Origin of the sequence: Streptomyces sp. 184, from assembly GCF_045781775.1 — a bacterium.
Classification (GTDB): Bacteria; Actinomycetota; Actinomycetes; order Streptomycetales; family Streptomycetaceae; genus Streptomyces.
Window position 1 is genome coordinate 878,082 of the sequence record NZ_CP123230.1, and the last position, 17,661, is coordinate 895,742.

The following is a 17,661-nucleotide window of genomic DNA, read 5'->3' on the forward strand; positions in this document are numbered from 1 at the left end:
GGGCGTACAGCACCAGTCCACAGGAGGACCCCAGTGGCGAAGGCGAAGTTCGAGCGGACTAAGCCGCACGTCAACATCGGCACCATCGGTCACATCGACCACGGCAAGACCACTCTTACCGCGGCGATCACCAAGGTGCTGCACGACGCCTACCCGGACCTGAACGAGGCTTCGGCCTTCGATCAGATCGACAAGGCTCCGGAGGAGAAGCAGCGCGGTATCACCATCTCCATCGCGCACGTCGAGTACCAGACCGAGTCGCGGCACTATGCGCACGTCGACTGCCCCGGTCACGCGGACTACATCAAGAACATGATCACCGGTGCCGCCCAGATGGACGGTGCGATCCTCGTGGTCGCCGCCACCGATGGTCCGATGCCGCAGACCAAGGAGCACGTGCTGCTCGCCCGCCAGGTCGGCGTGCCGTACATCGTTGTCGCGCTGAACAAGGCCGACATGGTGGACGACGAGGAGATCATGGAGCTCGTCGAGCTTGAGGTTCGCGAGCTGCTCTCCGAGTACGAGTTCCCGGGCGACGACGTCCCGGTCGTCAAGGTCTCCGCGCTGAAGGCGCTGGAGGGCGACGCCGAGTGGGGCAAGACCGTCCTCGACCTGATGAAGGCCGTCGACGAGTCCATCCCGGAGCCGGTCCGCGAGATCGACAAGCCGTTCCTGATGCCGATCGAGGACGTTTTCACGATCACCGGTCGTGGCACCGTCGTCACCGGCCGTATCGAGCGTGGCATCCTCAAGGTGAACGAGGAAGTCGCGATCATCGGCATCAAGGAAGAGACGACCAAGACCACGGTCACGGGCATCGAGATGTTCCGCAAGCTGCTGGACGAGGGCCAGGCCGGTGAGAACGTCGGCCTCCTCCTCCGCGGCATCAAGCGCGAGGACGTCGAGCGCGGCCAGGTCATCATCAAGCCGGGCACCGTCACCCCGCACACCGAGTTCGAGGCGACGGCGTACATCCTGTCGAAGGACGAGGGCGGTCGGCACACCCCGTTCTTCAACAACTACCGCCCGCAGTTCTACTTCCGCACCACCGACGTGACCGGCGTCGTGCACCTCCCCGAGGGCACGGAGATGGTCATGCCGGGCGACAACACCGACATGAAGGTGGAGCTGATCCAGCCCATCGCCATGGAGGAGGGCCTGAAGTTCGCCATCCGTGAGGGTGGCCGGACGGTGGGCGCCGGCCAGGTCACCAAGATCCTCAAGTGACCTGACGGCACGACGTCCCGGGCCCCGGCCCGCCTCACGGCGGACCGGGGCCCTTGGCGTGGGCGGGGGCGGCTATGCCTGTTCAGGCAGGTCGCCTCTTTCGTCATGTGGATGGAATTCCAAATGCCTGGTGGGAGCGGAAGCGGAATGCGCCTTCGCGGTGGGTTGTCCACAGGCCCGAAAGTGGGGGTAGTGAACGCTGGTGCGGCTCCTATAGCGTCGGCTTCCTGACGTACCGTCACCGTGACTGGGAGTTGATCGTGTCCCCCCGCGCCCTTTCCGCCGCCGCGCTTGCGGCTGCCGCCACCCTGAGCCTGCTGCTGACCGCCTGCGGCGGCGACGAGGACGGCGACACCCCGCAGGACGACAAGATCCAGGGCGCCGACAAGGGGGAGGAGCCGCCGTCCCCGAGCCCATCGGAGGAGGCGGCGGGGAGACCGGAGATCAAGCTGCCGGAGGACCTGGAGATCACCTTCAGCCCGGAGGAGACGGGCGACCCCGTCGAGGATGCCGTTCTGCGCGACAACGCCGAACGCATGAAGGCCGTCCAGTCCGCCATCGCGGGCTTGGATCCGAAATATGAGGCCCTCAACTATTACAACACCGATCAGGCTCTCGGCGAGACGTCCGAGTGGGTTGAGCAGTTCAAAGACGAGAAGCTGACCGTGACCGGAGCGGTCCGCTATGTCGACCGGCAGGTGACCCTGAACGAGGACGACACCGCCACGCTCACCTTCTGCGCTGACGAGAGCAAGGGCTACAGCAAGAGCCTGGAGACGGGGAAGGTGAACGTTACCCCGGTCACGAAGGACAGCTACGTCATCTACAACACCAAATTGCAGAAGAGCGACGAGGGCGTCTGGCGGACCACCGGCATCATTTCGGAAAGGGGAGCAGCAGAGTGTCAGCCGTGAAGCCGGCCCTGAGGGGGATGTTGGCCGGCTTATGCCTGCTCGTCCTTGTCGCACCCGCTGCCAGAGCTGACATCACGCCCGGCGAGGGTGGTTCCGAGGGCGACTCCGATGCGCCACCGCCCGGCGCGGACGGTGGCGCCGCGGGGCAGAATCTGTACGCCGAGGCCGGCGGGGTCGTGATCGACGACGCGGACAACGGGTCGGGGGCCGGCGGTGGTCACGGCGGGTCCGGCTCGTTGGATCCGGTGGGGGACTGGTCGCCGCCGCCGTGCTGGTACACGCCGATGTACACGCCCGAGCAACTGAAGAAGGAGCGGGAGCACACCTGGTCGTTGGACTCCACGGGGCATGAGTTCGACAACATGGAGCGGGCCAAGTACGTGACGGGTGGGGACGAGCCGGGAACGTACGAGGACTTCAACATGGCCAAGTCCGGCAAAGGCTACTGGTGGGACGGCTACGTGCCGGACGGTGGCGAGAGTGCCCCCGGGGCGATGGACTGCGATGACGGGCCCTTCTGGGTGGACACCGGGGATTCGCCGCCGGCTCAGTACGAGAATGCCGTCACGCCCGAGATCCTCGCGGGGCTCGCGTACGACCGCATTCGGGTGCCGGATACGGAGATCAGCCTCAAGCCCGACGCGCAGAACGAGCAGAAGGTGAACCTGCCGACCTGGGCCTGGCTGGACGATGCCACCTTCGAGCCCGTCTCGGTCACCGCCCGGGTGCCGGTCCTCGACATGTGGGCCACGACTACCGCCACGCCGGTCTCCCTCACCCTCGAACCCGGCACCGACGACGCCGAGTTGCACCCCCCCTCCGGTACCTGTCCCATCAACGACGGCTCCATCGGCACCCCCTACACCCCGGGATCGGCGGAGGAGACCCCGCCCTGCGGGCTGACCTACCTGCGGGCCACGCCTGACGGTGAGACCTATCCGCTGCGGGCGACGATCAACTGGTCCATCGAGTGGGAAGGTTCCGGCGACACCGGCGGTGATCTGCCCGACGGGTCGTTCGGCACTACCACCGAGTTGGAAGTCGACGAGATCCAGTCCGTCGTCCGCTAGGGACCTGGACGCAGGAGGCTGCGCGTCAGGGCTGCCCGGTACCGTGTGGGGCGATTCCTTGAGGTGGGTGGAGTGGAACTGGCTGGGGAACTGCGTCATCCGCAAAGTGTTGAGGATGCGGTGGCCGAGCAGCAGCGGCTGCGGGGGCTTGTTCGCGTCGGGACGGCGGGTGACGTAGCGGAGTGGCGGACCGCGGCCGGGGTCGATGTGGCGTACGACGACGAGTCCGGGGTGTGTGCGGCGGCGGTTGCCGTGGTGGAGGTGTCGAGCCTCGATGTCGTTGCGTCGGTTACCGCCGTCTCCCGGGTGGAGTTTCCGTACGTCTCCGGTCTGCTGGCCTTTCGCGAGCTTCCCGCCGTCGCGGCCGCTCTGCGCAGGCTGGAGCGTGAGCCCGATGTGTTCGTCTGCGACGGATACGGGATAGCCCATCCCCGCCGCGTCGGCCTGGCGAGCCACCTGGGGGTGCTGACCGGGATTCCCTCGTTCGGGGTGGCGAAGAACCCGCTGTATTTCGCGTGTGACGTGCCGGGGGTCGAGCGTGGTTCGTCGAGCCCGCTGCTGGACGGAGCGGAGGAGGTCGGGCGCGCGCTGCGTACGCAGGCCGGGGTGAAGCCCGTGTATGTGTCCCCCGGCCATCTGATCGGTGCCTACGACGCGTGCGCGTTGACGCTCAGGCTGGCCGCGCGGTTTCGGCTGCCCGAGACGACGCGGGTCGCGGACAGGCTGTGTCGCAGTGCCCTGGCCGATGCGCTGCCTTCCGCCGGTGCCGGTTGAGGGCGTGGTCCCCGCGGCGTCAGCTCGGCGTTCGGGCGGTGAGGGTCAGGAGCGCGGCGGCTGCGGAGCAGGCGGCGAGGAGCAGGAAGACGTGGGGGTAGCCGCCGAGGGGGGTCGCCAGTGCGGTGACGGCGAAGGGGGCCAGGGCGGAGGCCGTGGTGGCGGGGGCGGCGAGCAGGGCGGTGAGGCGGCCGTAGTGGGTGGTGCCCCAGCGCTCGGTGACCGCGGTGGCCTGGAGGAGGGTGACGTTGCCGCGGACCATGCCGGCGGCGACGGCGAGCGCCACCAGCAGGGGGTACGGGCCGGGGACCAGCCCGAGCGCGGCCGTGGTGGCGCCGCCCGTGGCCATGAGGAGGAACGTGCGGGCGGTGACGCCGGTGTGGCGGGCGAGCACGGCGTACAGGGTGCGGCCGAGGGTCTGGCCGGCGCCGCCGAGGCCGAGGGCCCAGGCCGCGGCCGTGGGGTCGGCCCCGCGTGCGGTGAGGAGCGCCACCAGGGCGATGACGACGGCGAACATGGCGAAGCTGTTCAGCATCAGGGCGGCGGCGAGGGTGAGGAAGGGGCGGGTGCGGGCCAGCGACCGGCTGCCCTCGGTGCGGTGTACGGGCGGCGGGGGCGCGGGCGGCCAGGGGGCCCGTAGCGCCAGGGCGTGCGCGGGCACGGTGACCAGGGCCAGGACCGCGGCCAGGACGCCGTACGTGGCGCGCCAGGAGAGGTGCCCGGCGAGGGCGGCGGTGAGCGGGGCGAAGGCGGTGGAGGAGAGTCCGCCGGCGAGGGTGACGACGGTCAGTGCGCGGACGCGGTCCTCGCCCCACCAGCGGGTGACGGCGGCGAAGGCGGGCTGGTAGAAGGTCGCGGCCATGGCGGTGCCGGCGAGGAGCCAGGCGGCGGTGAAGGCCGCCCGGTTGGGTGCGGCGGCCACGGCGAGGAGGGCGACGACGCCCAGTGCGGAGCCGGTGGTCATGACGGCTCGCGGGCCGCGGCGGTCGAGGACGCGGCCGAGGGGGATGCCGGCGAGCGCGGAGACCAGGAGTGCGGCGGAGAAGGCCGCGGTGGTGGCGGTCGGCGACCAGCCGGTGTCGGCGGTGATGGCCGGGTTGAGGACGGGGAAGGCGTAGTAGACGATGCCCCAACTCGTGATCTGGGTGGCGCACAGGGCGGGGAGGACCGCGCGTGGTCGCGGCCGGGTTTCCGTGCCGGTCGCCTGCGCGTCGAGCCGGCCGGTCGTCACGGCGGCGAGGGCCGGACGAAGACGCAGACGCCCACGCGGACGCGGTCACGGATACGGACACGGACACGGACGCGGTGCTCGGTCACGGGACTCCTCGCTGGCCCGGCGAACAGTGCTGGCACGCTCGATCCTGCCCGGCCGGGGTCGCTTCGGACACCGGGGGAAGCTGTGGAATCCGTACCGTCCGGCGGGCTGAAGCTGCGAATCCTGCGAATGGTGCGGATGCTAAATTCGCAAAGGAGGGCCGCGGGCGGGCCGCGGTGTCGGACGAGGAGATACGGGCATGCCCGGTCGCCCTGCCGCCAGAAAGGTCTACGCGCACGCCAAGTTGCGCCGCCTGCGCCGCGAACGCGCGATGAACCAGGTCGACATGGCCCGCGCGCTCGGGATCTCCACCAGCTACGCCAACCAGATCGAGCAGGGCCGGCGCCCGCTGACCGTACCGGTGCTCCTGCGCATCGCCGAGGTCTTCGGCGTGGACGCGGAGTTCTTCTCCGAGGCCGACGAGGACCGCCTCGCCACCGACCTCCGGGCCGCCCTCGCCGACGAGGCGTGCGGGGTGCCGCTGCCCGCGACCGAGGAGATCACCGAGGCCGCCCGTGACCACCCGGAGGTGGCCCGCGCGCTGGTCACCCTGCACCGCCGCTACCGCGACGCCGCGGAGCAGGCCGCCGCCCTCGCCGCACCGGGCCCGCACGGCACCCCCCTCCCGTACGGCACCCCCCTCCCGCACGGCGGCGCCCCCCTCCCGCCCGGCGAGCCGCACGACGAGGTCCGCGACTTCTTCTACGCCCACCACAACCACTTCGAGGCCCTGGACACCGAGGCCGAACACACCGCCGCCGCCACGGGGTCCGGCCCCGGCCGGGCGGCGGGGCCGCTCGCCGCCCGGCTCGCCGAACGCCACGGCGTCCGGGTCGTCCACGCGGCCCGCGGCCGGGCCGCGGACGCCCGCCGCTTCGACGCCGCGAGCGGACTGCTGTTCCTGTCCCCGTGGCTGAGCGAGGGCCAGCGCGCCTTCCAGCTCGCCACGCAGCTCGCCCTGCTGGAGCACGGCCCGCTGCTCGACGCCCTCGCCGCCGGCGCCCCGGAGCTGACCTCCCCCGAGTCGGTGGCCCTGGCCCGTATCGGCCTGGCGAACTACTTCGCCGGCGCGCTGCTCATGCCGTACGCCGCCTTCCACGCCGCCGCCGAGGAGGGGCGCTACGACATCGAGCTGCTCTCCGCCCGCTTCGGCGTCGGCTTCGAGACCGTCTGCCACCGGCTGAGCACCCTCCAGCGCACCGGCCGCCGGGGCGTGCCGTTCTCCTTCCTGCGGGTCGACCGGGCCGGCAACATCTCCAAGCGGCAGTCCGCGACCGACTTCCACTTCTCCCGGCTGGGCGGCACCTGCCCGCTGTGGACGGTGTACGAGGCGTTCTCCGCACCCGGGCGCATCCTGCCCCAGGTGGCCGAGATGCCCGACGGCAAGCGGTACTTCTGGATCGCCCGCACGGTCACCCGGGGCGGCTTCGGGCACCATGCGCCGCGGGCGGAGTTCGCCGTCGCCCTCGGCTGCGAGCTGCGCCACGCGCACCGGCTCGTCTACGCCGAGGGCGTGGCCCTGGACGACCCCCGCGCCGCCACCGCGATCGGCCTGGGCTGCCGCATCTGCGAGCGCCGCGACTGCGCCCAGCGCGCCCGCCCCCCGGCCGGGGGGCGGCTGGCGATCGACCCGGACCGGCGTACGTACGTGCCGTACCCGGTGGAGGGCCGGACCCCGTGACCGCGCCGGCCCACAGGCGGTCGAAGCCCGCCCCGGGCCCGCTCGCCGGGCCTGAGACGCGGCGATCGCGCCCCGCCCCACCCGCCCGCCCCGCGCCGAATGTGATTGCTCCTCCGGCGCCCGCCGCGCATCCTGCGGGTATGCGCTTCTCCGTCAACATCCCCAACTTCGGCGACTTCGCCGACGCCCGCAACGTCGCCGCCCTGGCGGCTGCCGCCGAGGAGGCCGGCTGGGACGGGTTCTTCGTCTGGGACCACATCCTGCACCGGCAGCACCCGGGGCGCCCCTTCGGCGACCCCTGGATGCTGCTCACCGCCGCCGCCCTGGCGACCTCCCGGATCCGGCTGGGGACCCTGCTGACGCCCGTCCCGCGCTACCTGCCGCAGCAGCTCGCCCGCCAGGTCGCCACCCTCGACCGGCTCAGCGGCGGGCGCGTGACCTTCGGCGCGGGCCTGGGAGGCCCCATCGAGGACGAGTACCGCAGCTTCGGCGACACCGCAGAGCCGCGGGTGCTCGGCGAGCGGCTGGACGAGGGGCTGGAACTGCTCCAGCGCTTCTGGTCCGGCGAGCCGGTCGACCACCGAGGTCCGCACTACGAGGCCCGGGACGTGACCCTCCTGCCCGCCACCGTGCAGCAGCCCCGTCCGCCGGTGTGGATCGGCGGGTTCTGGCCGCGCCGCCCGCCCATGCGGCGGGCGGCACGGTGGGACGGCGCGGTGCCGCTGTTCGAGTCCGCCCGGCACGGGTACGTACCGGAGCTGGCGGAGGTACGGGATCTCTTCGCGTACGTGCGCGAACACCGGGCGGCGGCCGGGGCCGAAGGGCCCTTCGAGTTCGTCCTCGGCGGCGCCACGCCCCCGGACGCGGCCGGGGCCCGGGACATCGTCGGCCCCCTGCGCGACGCGGGCGCCACGTGGTGGGACGAGCGGCAGCTCCAGACCGGCCCCGGCCTGGACCGCCTGGCCCCGGTGCTGCGTCGCGTGGAGGCGGGTCCGCCGGTGGTCGACTGACGGGCGCCGTCCCCGCGCGGGCGCGTACGGGACGGGCGCCGTGCCGGCGTCAGACGAGGGGGTCGACGATCTCGCCCGGGATCTCGTCCTCGTCGATCGACTCCGCGGGCGTCTTCGCCCGGAACGGCTTGTCGAAGTCGCCGAACGTCCAGACGTCGCCGCCGCGTTCGACGACCTTCAGGAGGTACGGCCGGCCCTCGGCCGCGATGTGCGCCTCGACCGTGCTCGGTCCGCCCGTGAAGGTGAGCTTGGCGGTCTCACGTCCGTTCACCGTCCCGGACTCTTTCTCCACCTGGCCGAGGTTCTCCGGGGCGAGGAGCTGCTCTTCCAGGGCGGACCGCGCAACCTTCGGATCGCACACGGCCTCGCGCATCAGGTCGGCCTCGACCTGGCCGCCGCGCTGCACCCAGCGGTCGGCCACCGTCTCGATCTGCTCCGGTGTGACGGCTATTCCTTCGCTCGCGGCCCACCGGAAGGCTTCCTCGCTGCCGCGTGAATAGTGACCTGCGTCGCTCACCAGGAGATCCATGGTGAGTTGGCCCTTGCTGATGTGCATGTGGCATTCGGGGTCGCCGTCCACGAGGGCGCGGCGCGTCACGGTCGTCCCGTCCGTCAGCGTCCGGAGCGTGGACGTCACGCTGTCCACGTCGTCGAAGGTCGTGTCCAGGGCGTCCTCCAGCAGCATCTCGTCGGAGGTGCTGCGGCTCCCGCAGGCGGCCAGGGCGAGGGCTAAGGAGGCTGCGAGGAAGCAACCGGTGGTTCTGTGGCGGGTTCGACGTATTTCGCTGATGAAGGCAGGCATAACCCCTCCTGGGAGCGGAAGTTGGTGGACGCCCGATCTTGCACCACGAAGTCGCGCACTAATTGCCGCGGGCCGCCGGGCCTCCGCCCGACGACCGGTGACTACGGACGGGGCTCCGGTGGATACTGAACGTGGGTGTCCAGCCGAGGGGGGAACACATGGCGCGTGCGGAGATCCCGGGGAATCCCGAGCGGGAGCGGCACCGTGAGCGGGCCCGGGAGGTGCCCCGGCGGACGCCGCGGGAGTTACCGGCCCGCGACGGCCTTCCCCTCCCCGCCCGCCGCCGCGGCGAGGAGGTCGCCGCGCAGATCCACCGGGCCGGCGAACTCCCCCTGGAGGAGATACCGACCCGCGAGGAGTGCTGGGACATGCTCGGGCCCGACGTGCGGGCCCGGCTCCAGGCCAAGGCCGGGACGATCCTGGAGTGGTGGGCCCGCCTCGACCACACCGGCCGGCCCCGCGCCGTCGTCCTCGGGCCGGGCGGGCTGTGCAAGGCGAACCCCGTCGACCGGCACGGCAAGCGGGCCCACCTCATCGAGCGGCTGCAACTGGAGCCCGGAGCCATGCGGCGCCGGTCGTTCGACAGTTCCCGTACGCCACCGGGGGCGCCCGCCGCGTCCCGCGCGCCGGGCGGCGGGGGCCCGCCGCGGGGTCCGCTGCCGACCGTCGACCTGGGGCTGAACGCCGAGACGAGGGACGTCCTCGGGAACTTGCCCGCCGACGTACAGGACTTCCTCCAGCGGCCGTTCCTGCACGGGGACAGCCGCGGTGTCGTCGCCGACTGGGACTACCAGGAGGTGACCGAGTTCACGCACCGCCGGCTCTCGGTGCTCTTCGTGCTGTCCGCCGACCGCAACGTGACCTTCGCGTCCGGCCTCCGCATCCTGCCGCGCGGGCGGTCGCCGCGCGACGCGCACTGGGAGGTCGAGTGCTACCACGCCCCGGTACGGGGCCGTGGCGGCCCCTGAGCCCGCGCGGCGGTCCCCGTCGTGGTATTTGCGCCGATTGGCGCGAGCCGAGCGCCGTATGGCACACTATCCAGGTTGCTCGGCTGAGCGTCGATGCTGCGTGCCTCCCGCCGGGAGGACCGGAAGCGAGTCCCACGTATTCGTCGCCCCTTATCAGGGGCGGAAGTACGGGAATCTTCCGGGAAGCGTAGCGGGGTGCAGGCCAGGGCACTCGGTGGGATCCTCCCCCCTCTTCCTGCAAGGAAAACTCCTGCGGACCTCCGTGGATGTCCGTAGGAGCGACGCTTTCGCGGGGAGAAATACGGGGAGGGTTGCGACACGCCCGACCGCGTGGGTCGGAGAACGGGTACGCAGCGAAGTCACCGGGTGCCGGAGCGCTACGAAGAACAGGACTGCTGAGAAGCCATGGCGGGACAGAAGATCCGCATCCGGCTCAAGGCCTACGACCACGAGGTCATCGACTCCTCGGCGAAGAAGATCGTCGAGACGGTGACCCGCACTGGTGCGTCGGTCGCGGGCCCGGTGCCGCTGCCCACTGAGAAGAACGTGTACTGCGTCATCAAGTCGCCGCACAAGTACAAGGACTCGCGCGAGCACTTCGAGATGCGCACCCACAAGCGTCTGATCGACATCCTCGACCCGACCCCCAAGACCGTTGACTCGCTGATGCGCCTGGACCTTCCGGCCGGCGTCGACATCGAGATCAAGCTCTGAGAGGTCGCTGAGAGATGGCTAAGCAGATCAAGGGTGTCCTGGGCGAGAAGCTCGGCATGACCCAGGTCTGGGACGAGAACAACCGTGTCGTCCCCGTGACCGTGGTCAAGGCCGGCCCCTGTGTCGTCACCCAGGTACACACCGCAGACTCCGACGGCTACGACGCCGTCCAGATCGCCTTCGGCGAGATCGACCCGCGCAAGGTGAACAAGCCCCTCAAGGGCCACTTCGCCAAGGCCGACGTCACTCCCCGCCGCCACCTGGTGGAGATCCGCACCGCGGATGCCTCCGAGTACACCCTCGGCCAGGAGGTGACCGCCGAGACCTTCGAGGCCGGCGTGAAGGTCGACGTGACCGGCAAGAGCAAGGGCAAGGGCTTCGCCGGTGTCATGAAGCGCCACGGCTTCGCCGGCGGCAAGGCCAGCCACGGCGCCCACCGCGTGCACCGCAAGCCGGGCTCCATCGGTGGCTGCGCCACCCCGGGCCGCGTGTTCAAGGGCATGCGGATGGCCGGCCGGATGGGCAACCAGCGGGTCACCACCCAGAACCTGACCGTCCACGCCGTTGACGCGGAGAAGGGGCTGCTGCTCATCAAGGGCGCCGTCCCCGGTCCGAACGGCGGCCTCGTCCTGGTCCGTAGCGCGGCCAAGGGGGCCTGAGGTAATGAGCACCGTTGACATCCTTTCGCCGGCGGGCGAGAAGGCCGGGACCGTCGAACTCCCCTCGGAGATCTTCGACGCGCAGGTCAGCATTCCGCTGATCCACCAGGTCGTCACCGCCCAGCTGGCCGCTGCCCGACAGGGCACGCACAAAGTGAAGACCCGCGGCGAGGTCCGCGGCGGCGGCAAGAAGCCGTACCGCCAGAAGGGCACCGGTCGCGCCCGGCAGGGCTCGATCCGCGCCCCGCAGTTCGCGGGCGGCGGCGTCGTGCACGGCCCCGTGCCGCGCGACTACTCGCAGCGGACCCCGAAGAAGATGAAGGCCGCCGCGCTGCGCGGCGCCCTCTCCGACCGGGCCCGTCTCGGCCGCATCCACGTCGTCACCGGCGTGGTCGACGGCGAGATCTCGACCAAGGCCGCCAAGACCCTCCTCGGCAAGGTCAGCGAGCGCAAGAACGTGCTGCTGGTCATCGAGCGGGACGACGACCTGTCGCTGCTGTCCGCCCGGAACCTGCCCGACGTGCACATCCTGGACGCCGGTCAGCTCAACACGTACGACGTGCTCGTCTCCGACGACGTGGTCTTCACGCAGGCCGCCTTCGAGCGGTTCGTGGCCGGCCCCGTCAAGGGCGGCAAGGCCGTAGCCGGTGAGGTCGAGCTCCAGAAGGCTGAAGGGAGCGACGCCTGATGGTCGACATGGACAAGACCGAGACCGAGGCCGAGGCCGCGGACGAGACGGCGACCGGGTTCACCGTCACCAGCAAGACCTACGACGACCCGCGCGACGTGCTGCTCAAGCCCGTCGTCTCGGAGAAGAGCTACGCGCTGCTCGACGAGAACAAGTACACGTTCATCGTGGACCCGCGGGCCAACAAGACGCAGATCCGGCAGGCCGTCGAGAAGGTCTTCCAGGTCAAGGTCATCGGGGTCAACACGATCAACCGCCAGGGCAAGCGCAAGCGCACCCGCACCGGCTACGGCAAGCGCGCCGACACCAAGCGCGCCATCGTGACCGTCGCCGAGGGCGAGCGCATCGACATCTTCGGCGGCCCGGTCTCCTGACGGGGACCGACAGGGCTGTCCGTAACGGACGAGGACTGAAGAAATGGGTATCCGCAAGTACAAGCCGACGACTCCTGGCCGTCGTGGCGCCAGCGTCGCCGACTTCGTCGAGGTAACGCGGTCCACGCCGGAGAAGTCGCTGGTCCGCCCGCTGCACAGCAAGGGCGGCCGAAACAATTCCGGTCGTGTGACCGTCCGCCACCAGGGCGGTGGCCACAAGCGCGCCTTCCGCGTGATCGACTTCCGTCGGCACGACAAGGACGGCGTCCCCGCCCGGGTCGCGCACATCGAGTACGACCCGAACCGCACCGCGCGCATCGCGCTGCTGCACTACGCCGACGGCGAGAAGCGTTACATCCTCGCGCCGGCCGGCCTGAAGCAGGGCGACCGGGTCGAGAACGGCCCGGGCGCGGACATCAAGCCGGGCAACGCGATGTCGCTGCGCAACATCCCGGTCGGTACCGTCATCCACGCCATCGAGCTGAAGCCCGGCGGCGGCGCGAAGTTCGCCCGCTCCGCCGGTGCGCACGTGCAGCTCCTGGCGAAGGAGGGCCGCATGGCCCACCTGAGGATGCCGTCCGGCGAGATCCGGCTGGTCGACATCCGCTGCCGCGCCACCATCGGCGAGGTCGGCAACGCCGAGCAGTCGAACATCAACTGGGGCAAGGCCGGCCGCATGCGCTGGAAGGGCGTGCGCCCGACCGTCCGCGGTGTCGTGATGAACCCGATCGACCACCCGCACGGCGGTGGCGAGGGCAGGACCTCCGGTGGTCGCCACCCGGTCTCGCCCTGGGGCCAGAAGGAAGGCCGTACGCGCTCGCCGAAGAAGGCGAGCAGCAAGTACATCGTCCGCCGCCGCAAGACGAACAAGAAGCGCTAGGAGCGGGTGGAGTAGAGATGCCGCGCAGTCTGAAGAAGGGGCCCTTCGTCGACGACCACCTGATCAAGAAGGTGGACACGCAGAACGAAGCAGGCACCAAGAACGTCATCAAGACCTGGTCCCGCCGCTCGATGATCGTCCCGGCCATGCTGGGGCACACCATCGCGGTGCACGACGGCCGCAAGCACGTCCCGGTGTTCGTCACCGAGTCGATGGTCGGCCACAAGCTCGGCGAGTTCGCGCCGACCCGCACCTTCAAGGGCCATGTCAAGGACGACCGCAAAGCGCGTCGTCGCTGACCGGCGGAGTGCGAAGACCATGACTTACACCGAAGGGACAACCATGGAAGCCAGGGCCTCCGCGCGCTATGTGCGCGTCACGCCCATGAAGGCCCGCCGTGTGGTGGACCTCATCCGTGGCATGAGTGCCACGGAGGCTCAGGCGGTCCTGCGTTTCGCCCCGCAGGCCGCGAGCGTGCCCGTCGGCAAGGTGCTGGACAGCGCCATCGCCAACGCGGCGCACAACTACGACCACACCGACGCCGACAGCCTCATCGTGAAGGAGGCGTACGTCGACGAGGGCCCGACCTGGAAGAGGTTCCGGCCCCGCGCGCAGGGCCGGGCGTACCGGATCCGCAAGCGCACCAGCCACATCACGCTGGTCGTCGGCAGCAAGGAAGGGACCCGGTAATGGGCCAGAAGGTAAACCCGCACGGGTTCCGGCTTGGCATCACCACCGACTTCAAGTCGCGCTGGTATGCGGACAAGCTGTACAAGGACTACATCAAGGAAGACGTCGCCATCCGCCGGATGATGACGCAGGGCATGGAGCGCGCGGGCATCTCCAAGGTGGAGATCGAGCGCACCCGTGACCGCGTCCGCGTCGACATCCACACCGCCCGGCCGGGTATCGTCATCGGCCGCCGCGGCGCGGAGGCCGACCGTATCCGCGGCGACCTGGAGAAGCTCACCGGCAAGCAGGTGCAGCTCAACATCCTTGAGGTCAAGAACCCCGAGACCGACGCGCAGCTCGTGGCCCAGGCCGTCGCCGAGCAGCTCTCCTCGCGTGTCTCCTTCCGCCGGGCCATGCGCAAGAGCATGCAGTCCGCGATGAAGGCGGGCGCCAAGGGCATCAAGATCCAGTGCGGCGGGCGGCTCGGCGGCGCCGAGATGTCCCGCTCGGAGTTCTACCGCGAGGGCCGGGTGCCCCTGCACACCCTGCGCGCCAACGTCGACTACGGCTTCTTCGAGGCCCGTACGACCTTCGGCCGCATCGGTGTGAAGGTCTGGATCTACAAGGGCGACGTGAAGAACATCGCCGAGGTCCGTGCCGAGAACGCCGCGGCCCGTGCCGGTAACCGGCCGTCCCGCGGTGGCGGTGGCGGCGGCGGTGGCGACCGTCCGCGCCGCGGCGGTGAGCGCGGTGGCCGCGGTCGTCGTCCGCAGCGCGACCAGCAGCAGGCTCCGGCTGCCGAGGCCCCCCGGGCCGAGGCCGCCGCCAGTGCCCCGGCCCCGGCCAGCGACAGCACCGGAACGGAGGGCTGACCCATGCTCATCCCTCGTAGGGTCAAGCACCGCAAGCAGCACCACCCGAAGCGGCGCGGTCTCGCCAAGGGCGGTACCGAGCTGGCGTTCGGCGACTACGGCATCCAGGCGGCCACGGCCGCGTACGTCACCAACCGGCAGATCGAGGCCGCGCGTATCGCCATGACGCGGCACATCAAGCGTGGTGGCAAGGTGTGGATCAACATCTACCCGGACCGCCCGCTGACCAAGAAGCCCGCCGAGACCCGCATGGGTTCCGGCAAGGGCTCGCCGGAGTGGTGGGTGGCGAACGTCAAGCCGGGGCGCGTGATGTTCGAGCTGTCGTACCCGAACGAGAAGATCGCTCGTGAGGCGCTGACCCGTGCGGCTCACAAGCTTCCGATGAAGTGCCGGATCGTCCGGCGCGAGGGTGGTGAATCGTGATGGCCGCCGGTACCAAGGCGACCGAGCTGCGCGGGCTGTCCAACGATGACCTCGTGGAGAAGCTGCGCGAGGCCAAGGAAGAGCTGTTCAACCTCCGCTTCCAGGCGGCGACCGGACAGCTTGAGAACCACGGCCGGCTGAAGGCCGTCCGCAAGGACATCGCCCGGATCTACACCCTCATGCGGGAGCGCGAGCTCGGCATCGACACGGTGGAGAGCGCCTGATGAGCGAGACGAATGTGACAGAAGAGACCACTGCAACCACGAGCGGCGATGCCGCGGGCTCGCGCGGATTCCGCAAGACCCGCGAGGGGCTCGTCGTCAGCGACAAGATGGACAAGACCGTCGTCGTCGCCGTCGAGGACCGCGTGAAGCACGCCCTGTACGGCAAGGTCATCCGCCGTACGAACAAGCTCAAGGCGCACGACGAGCAGAACGCCTGCGGCGTCGGCGACCGCGTCCTCCTCATGGAGACCCGGCCGCTGTCGGCGACCAAGCGCTGGCGCGTCGTCGAGATCCTCGAGAAGGCCAAGTAAGTATTCCTGGGGGGAGCCCCCAGGACGGTTCCGCCAGGCTCGGCGGGGCGTCACGCCCCGCCGGGAACCGGCAGACGATCAGGAGATAGACGTGATCCAGCAGGAGTCGCGACTCAAGGTCGCCGACAACACGGGTGCAAAGGAGATTCTTTGCATCCGTGTGCTCGGCGGATCGGGCCGCCGCTACGCGGGTATCGGTGACGTGGTCGTCGCCACCGTCAAGGATGCGATCCCGGGTGGCAACGTCAAGAAGGGCGATGTCGTCAAGGCGGTCGTCGTGCGCACCATCAAGGAGCGCCGCCGGCCGGACGGTTCGTACATCCGCTTCGACGAGAACGCCGCCGTCATCCTCAAGGCGGACGGTGACCCCCGCGGCACCCGTATCTTCGGCCCGGTCGGCCGTGAGCTGCGCGAGAAGAGGTTCATGAAGATCATCTCGCTCGCGCCGGAGGTGCTGTAGCACATGAAGATCAAGAAGGGCGACCTGGTTCAGGTCATCACCGGCAAGGACAGGGGCAAGCAGGGCAAGGTCATCGCGGCCTTCCCGCGCGAGGACCGCGTCCTGGTCGAGGGTGTCAACCGGGTCAAGAAGCACACCAAGGCCGGCCAGACGGCCCGCGGGTCCAAGACCGGCGGGATCATCACGACCGAGGCCCCGATTCACGTCAGCAACGTTCAGTTGGTGGTGGAGAAGGACGGCCAGAAGGTCGTGACCCGGGTCGGCTACCGCTTCGACGACGAGGGCAACAAGGTCCGCGTTGCCAAGCGGACGGGTGAGGACATCTGATGACTGCCACCACTGCGACCGCCGCAGGCACGCCCCCGCGCCTCAAGCAGCGCTACCGGGACGAGATCCAGGCCAAGCTGAAGGACGAGTTCTCGTACGAGAACGTCATGCAGATCCCCGGCCTGACCAAGATCGTGGTCAACATGGGCGTGGGCGACGCCGCCCGCGACTCCAAGCTGATCGAGGGCGCCATCAAGGACCTCGCCACGATCACCGGCCAGAAGCCGTCCGTGACCAAGGCCCGGAAGTCCATCGCGCAGTTCAAGCTGCGCGAGGGCATGCCGATCGGCGCCCACGTCACGCTTCGCGGCGACCGGATGTGGGAGTTCCTCGACCGGCTGCTGTCGCTCGCGCTGCCGCGCATCCGCGACTTCCGCGGCCTGTCGCCGAAGCAGTTCGACGGCCGGGGCAACTACACCTTCGGTCTCACGGAGCAGGTCATGTTCCACGAGATCGACCCTGACAAGATCGACCGGGTCCGGGGCATGGACATCACCGTGGTCACCACGGCGAGCAACGACGACGAGGGCCGCGCCCTGCTTCGTCTCCTCGGCTTCCCGTTCAAGGAGGCATGAGCCGTGGCAAAGAAGGCCCTGATCGCTAAGGCCGGCCGTAAGCCGAAGTTCAAGGTGCGCGGTTACACGCGCTGCCAGCGCTGCGGCCGACCCCACTCCGTCTACCGCAAGTTCGGCCTGTGCCGCGTGTGCCTCCGTGAGATGGCGCACCGGGGCGAGCTGCCGGGCGTGACCAAGAGCTCCTGGTGATCCGCCGGATCACCGGGACGCTTTGACCGACTACTACGCCGTAGGTCCCCGCACCACACCCGTCCTCGTACCGAGGGAGAGGGACGGTGCAGACAGGAAACCGCGGCGAGAGAGGCCGAAGGCCATCACATGACCATGACCGATCCGATCGCAGACATGCTGACCCGTCTGCGGAACGCGAACTCGGCGTACCACGACACCGTGACGATGCCGCACAGCAAGATCAAGACGCACATCGCGGAAATCCTCCAGCAGGAGGGCTACATCAGCGGCTGGAAGACCGAGGAGGCCCGCGTGGGCCAGAGCCTCGTCCTGGAGCTGAAGTACGGCCCGAACCGCGAGCGCTCGATCGCAGGCATCAAGCGGATCTCGAAGCCGGGTCTGCGGGTCTACGCGAAGTCCACCAACCTGCCGAAGGTGCTCGGCGGCCTGGGCGTGGCGATCATCTCCACGTCCCACGGGCTGCTCACCGACAAGCAGGCAGGCAAGAAGGGCGTGGGCGGGGAAGTCCTCGCCTACGTCTGGTAACGGA

The 17,661-nt window shown here is 69.9% G+C and carries 25 protein-coding genes; 23 read left to right on the plus strand and 2 right to left on the minus strand.

What is annotated here, in order from left to right; translation table 11 throughout:
- The first annotated feature begins 33 nt into the window (after window positions 1-33).
- The 4 genes from tuf to QBL21_RS03860 all read left to right on the plus strand — a co-directional run bounded on the left by tuf (window position 34) and on the right by QBL21_RS03860 (window position 3,985).
- The gene (gene tuf, locus QBL21_RS03845; RefSeq protein WP_018834867.1) at window positions 34-1,227 is read left to right on the plus strand and encodes an elongation factor Tu; all 1,194 of its coding nucleotides are present in this window, start codon (window positions 34-36) and stop codon (window positions 1,225-1,227) included.
- 260 nt (window positions 1,228-1,487) lie between these two features.
- Window positions 1,488-2,141, plus strand: a complete 654-nt coding sequence (locus QBL21_RS03850) for a hypothetical protein (protein ID WP_407560550.1) — start codon at window positions 1,488-1,490, stop codon at window positions 2,139-2,141.
- Window positions 2,129-3,211: a hypothetical protein gene (locus QBL21_RS03855; RefSeq protein WP_407560551.1), complete on the plus strand. Its 1,083-nt coding sequence runs from the start codon at window positions 2,129-2,131 to the stop codon at window positions 3,209-3,211. The genes QBL21_RS03850 and QBL21_RS03855 overlap by 13 nt, the downstream gene beginning before the upstream one ends.
- A gap of 72 nt (window positions 3,212-3,283) precedes the next feature.
- Window positions 3,284-3,985: an endonuclease V gene (locus QBL21_RS03860; protein ID WP_407560552.1), complete on the plus strand. Its 702-nt coding sequence runs from the start codon at window positions 3,284-3,286 to the stop codon at window positions 3,983-3,985.
- Window positions 3,986-4,004: 19 nt separating this feature from the next.
- On the opposite strand, the gene QBL21_RS03865 is transcribed toward QBL21_RS03860, so the two are convergent.
- Window positions 4,005-5,216, minus strand: a complete 1,212-nt coding sequence (locus tag QBL21_RS03865) for an MFS transporter (RefSeq protein WP_407560553.1) — start codon at window positions 5,214-5,216, stop codon at window positions 4,005-4,007.
- Window positions 5,217-5,499: 283 nt separating this feature from the next.
- On the opposite strand from QBL21_RS03865, the gene QBL21_RS03870 reads away from it, so the two are divergent.
- Window positions 5,500-6,981: a short-chain fatty acyl-CoA regulator family protein gene (locus tag QBL21_RS03870; RefSeq protein WP_407560554.1), complete on the plus strand. Its 1,482-nt coding sequence runs from the start codon at window positions 5,500-5,502 to the stop codon at window positions 6,979-6,981.
- 140 nt (window positions 6,982-7,121) lie between these two features.
- Window positions 7,122-7,991 carry an LLM class flavin-dependent oxidoreductase gene (locus QBL21_RS03875; RefSeq protein ID WP_407560555.1) on the plus strand — a complete coding sequence of 290 codons (870 nt, stop codon included), beginning with the start codon at window positions 7,122-7,124 and terminating at the stop codon, window positions 7,989-7,991.
- A gap of 49 nt (window positions 7,992-8,040) precedes the next feature.
- Here the strand turns inward: QBL21_RS03875 and QBL21_RS03880 are convergent, their stop codons facing one another.
- On the minus strand, window positions 8,041-8,793 hold the full coding sequence (locus tag QBL21_RS03880; RefSeq protein WP_407560556.1) for a hypothetical protein: 753 nt from the start codon (window positions 8,791-8,793) through the stop codon (window positions 8,041-8,043).
- Between the two features lie 158 nt (window positions 8,794-8,951).
- On the opposite strand from QBL21_RS03880, the gene QBL21_RS03885 reads away from it, so the two are divergent.
- The 17 genes from QBL21_RS03885 (at window position 8,952) to rpsH (ending at window position 17,657) form a co-directional block, all read left to right on the plus strand.
- Window positions 8,952-9,761 carry a hypothetical protein gene (locus QBL21_RS03885; protein ID WP_407560557.1) on the plus strand — a complete coding sequence of 270 codons (810 nt, stop codon included), beginning with the start codon at window positions 8,952-8,954 and terminating at the stop codon, window positions 9,759-9,761.
- 405 nt (window positions 9,762-10,166) lie between these two features.
- Window positions 10,167-10,475, plus strand: a complete 309-nt coding sequence (gene rpsJ, locus QBL21_RS03890; RefSeq protein WP_003948644.1) for a 30S ribosomal protein S10 — start codon at window positions 10,167-10,169, stop codon at window positions 10,473-10,475.
- A gap of 14 nt (window positions 10,476-10,489) precedes the next feature.
- Window positions 10,490-11,134 carry a 50S ribosomal protein L3 gene (rplC, locus tag QBL21_RS03895; RefSeq protein ID WP_018834848.1) on the plus strand — a complete coding sequence of 215 codons (645 nt, stop codon included), beginning with the start codon at window positions 10,490-10,492 and terminating at the stop codon, window positions 11,132-11,134.
- A 4-nt stretch (window positions 11,135-11,138) separates the two neighbouring features.
- A complete protein-coding gene (gene rplD, locus QBL21_RS03900) occupies window positions 11,139-11,822 on the plus strand; it encodes a 50S ribosomal protein L4 (protein WP_407560558.1) in 684 nt (227 codons plus the stop codon).
- Between the two features lie 8 nt (window positions 11,823-11,830).
- Window positions 11,831-12,196 carry a 50S ribosomal protein L23 gene (gene rplW, locus QBL21_RS03905; protein ID WP_407566294.1) on the plus strand — a complete coding sequence of 122 codons (366 nt, stop codon included), beginning with the start codon at window positions 11,831-11,833 and terminating at the stop codon, window positions 12,194-12,196.
- A gap of 43 nt (window positions 12,197-12,239) precedes the next feature.
- Window positions 12,240-13,076, plus strand: coding sequence for a 50S ribosomal protein L2 (gene rplB, locus QBL21_RS03910; protein WP_407560559.1), 837 nt, complete (start codon window positions 12,240-12,242; stop codon window positions 13,074-13,076).
- A 17-nt stretch (window positions 13,077-13,093) separates the two neighbouring features.
- Window positions 13,094-13,375, plus strand: a complete 282-nt coding sequence (gene rpsS / locus QBL21_RS03915) for a 30S ribosomal protein S19 (RefSeq protein ID WP_407560560.1) — start codon at window positions 13,094-13,096, stop codon at window positions 13,373-13,375.
- Window positions 13,376-13,418: 43 nt separating this feature from the next.
- A complete protein-coding gene (rplV, locus tag QBL21_RS03920; protein WP_407560562.1) occupies window positions 13,419-13,766 on the plus strand; it encodes a 50S ribosomal protein L22 in 348 nt (115 codons plus the stop codon).
- The gene (gene rpsC, locus QBL21_RS03925) at window positions 13,766-14,620 is read left to right on the plus strand and encodes a 30S ribosomal protein S3 (protein WP_407560563.1); all 855 of its coding nucleotides are present in this window, start codon (window positions 13,766-13,768) and stop codon (window positions 14,618-14,620) included. Before rplV ends, rpsC begins: the two co-directional genes overlap by 1 nt.
- Window positions 14,621-14,623: 3 nt before the next feature.
- Window positions 14,624-15,043, plus strand: coding sequence for a 50S ribosomal protein L16 (gene rplP, locus QBL21_RS03930; RefSeq protein ID WP_407560564.1), 420 nt, complete (start codon window positions 14,624-14,626; stop codon window positions 15,041-15,043).
- Entirely contained in the window at window positions 15,043-15,267 is a 225-nt protein-coding gene (gene rpmC / locus QBL21_RS03935) for a 50S ribosomal protein L29 (RefSeq protein WP_281622657.1), read from the plus strand. The genes rplP and rpmC overlap by 1 nt, the downstream gene beginning before the upstream one ends.
- The gene (gene rpsQ / locus QBL21_RS03940; protein WP_407560566.1) at window positions 15,267-15,578 is read left to right on the plus strand and encodes a 30S ribosomal protein S17; all 312 of its coding nucleotides are present in this window, start codon (window positions 15,267-15,269) and stop codon (window positions 15,576-15,578) included. The genes rpmC and rpsQ overlap by 1 nt, the downstream gene beginning before the upstream one ends.
- Window positions 15,579-15,669: 91 nt before the next feature.
- Window positions 15,670-16,038, plus strand: a complete 369-nt coding sequence (gene rplN, locus QBL21_RS03945; RefSeq protein ID WP_407560567.1) for a 50S ribosomal protein L14 — start codon at window positions 15,670-15,672, stop codon at window positions 16,036-16,038.
- A 3-nt stretch (window positions 16,039-16,041) separates the two neighbouring features.
- Entirely contained in the window at window positions 16,042-16,365 is a 324-nt protein-coding gene (gene rplX / locus QBL21_RS03950) for a 50S ribosomal protein L24 (RefSeq protein WP_407560568.1), read from the plus strand.
- A complete protein-coding gene (gene rplE / locus QBL21_RS03955; RefSeq protein WP_047017572.1) occupies window positions 16,365-16,940 on the plus strand; it encodes a 50S ribosomal protein L5 in 576 nt (191 codons plus the stop codon). The genes rplX and rplE overlap by 1 nt, the downstream gene beginning before the upstream one ends.
- Window positions 16,941-16,943: 3 nt before the next feature.
- On the plus strand, window positions 16,944-17,129 hold the full coding sequence (locus QBL21_RS03960; RefSeq protein ID WP_018834835.1) for a type Z 30S ribosomal protein S14: 186 nt from the start codon (window positions 16,944-16,946) through the stop codon (window positions 17,127-17,129).
- A 129-nt stretch (window positions 17,130-17,258) separates the two neighbouring features.
- Window positions 17,259-17,657: a 30S ribosomal protein S8 gene (rpsH, locus tag QBL21_RS03965; protein WP_018834834.1), complete on the plus strand. Its 399-nt coding sequence runs from the start codon at window positions 17,259-17,261 to the stop codon at window positions 17,655-17,657.
- Window positions 17,658-17,661 lie beyond the last annotated feature (4 nt).

What these genes read in the sequence shown, in the direction of transcription:
- QBL21_RS03870 (WP_407560554.1), top strand. Translation starts at nt 5,500, where the DNA reads ATGCCCGGTCGCCCTGCCGCCAGAAAGGTCTACGCGCACGCCAAGTTG.
- QBL21_RS03875 (WP_407560555.1), top strand. Translation starts at nt 7,122, where the DNA reads ATGCGCTTCTCCGTCAACATCCCCAACTTCGGCGACTTCGCCGACGCC.
- QBL21_RS03880 (WP_407560556.1), bottom strand. Translation starts at nt 8,793, where the DNA reads ATGCCTGCCTTCATCAGCGAAATACGTCGAACCCGCCACAGAACCACC.
- QBL21_RS03885 (WP_407560557.1), top strand. Translation starts at nt 8,952, where the DNA reads ATGGCGCGTGCGGAGATCCCGGGGAATCCCGAGCGGGAGCGGCACCGT.
- rpsJ (WP_003948644.1), top strand. Translation starts at nt 10,167, where the DNA reads ATGGCGGGACAGAAGATCCGCATCCGGCTCAAGGCCTACGACCACGAG.
- rplC (WP_018834848.1), top strand. Translation starts at nt 10,490, where the DNA reads ATGGCTAAGCAGATCAAGGGTGTCCTGGGCGAGAAGCTCGGCATGACC.
- rplD (WP_407560558.1), top strand. Translation starts at nt 11,139, where the DNA reads ATGAGCACCGTTGACATCCTTTCGCCGGCGGGCGAGAAGGCCGGGACC.
- rplW (WP_407566294.1), top strand. Translation starts at nt 11,831, where the DNA reads ATGGACAAGACCGAGACCGAGGCCGAGGCCGCGGACGAGACGGCGACC.
- rplB (WP_407560559.1), top strand. Translation starts at nt 12,240, where the DNA reads ATGGGTATCCGCAAGTACAAGCCGACGACTCCTGGCCGTCGTGGCGCC.
- rpsS (WP_407560560.1), top strand. Translation starts at nt 13,094, where the DNA reads ATGCCGCGCAGTCTGAAGAAGGGGCCCTTCGTCGACGACCACCTGATC.
- rplV (WP_407560562.1), top strand. Translation starts at nt 13,419, where the DNA reads ATGGAAGCCAGGGCCTCCGCGCGCTATGTGCGCGTCACGCCCATGAAG.
- rpsC (WP_407560563.1), top strand. Translation starts at nt 13,766, where the DNA reads ATGGGCCAGAAGGTAAACCCGCACGGGTTCCGGCTTGGCATCACCACC.
- rplP (WP_407560564.1), top strand. Translation starts at nt 14,624, where the DNA reads ATGCTCATCCCTCGTAGGGTCAAGCACCGCAAGCAGCACCACCCGAAG.
- rpmC (WP_281622657.1), top strand. Translation starts at nt 15,043, where the DNA reads ATGGCCGCCGGTACCAAGGCGACCGAGCTGCGCGGGCTGTCCAACGAT.
- rpsQ (WP_407560566.1), top strand. Translation starts at nt 15,267, where the DNA reads ATGAGCGAGACGAATGTGACAGAAGAGACCACTGCAACCACGAGCGGC.
- rplX (WP_407560568.1), top strand. Translation starts at nt 16,042, where the DNA reads ATGAAGATCAAGAAGGGCGACCTGGTTCAGGTCATCACCGGCAAGGAC.
- rplE (WP_047017572.1), top strand. Translation starts at nt 16,365, where the DNA reads ATGACTGCCACCACTGCGACCGCCGCAGGCACGCCCCCGCGCCTCAAG.
- rpsH (WP_018834834.1), top strand. Translation starts at nt 17,259, where the DNA reads ATGACCATGACCGATCCGATCGCAGACATGCTGACCCGTCTGCGGAAC.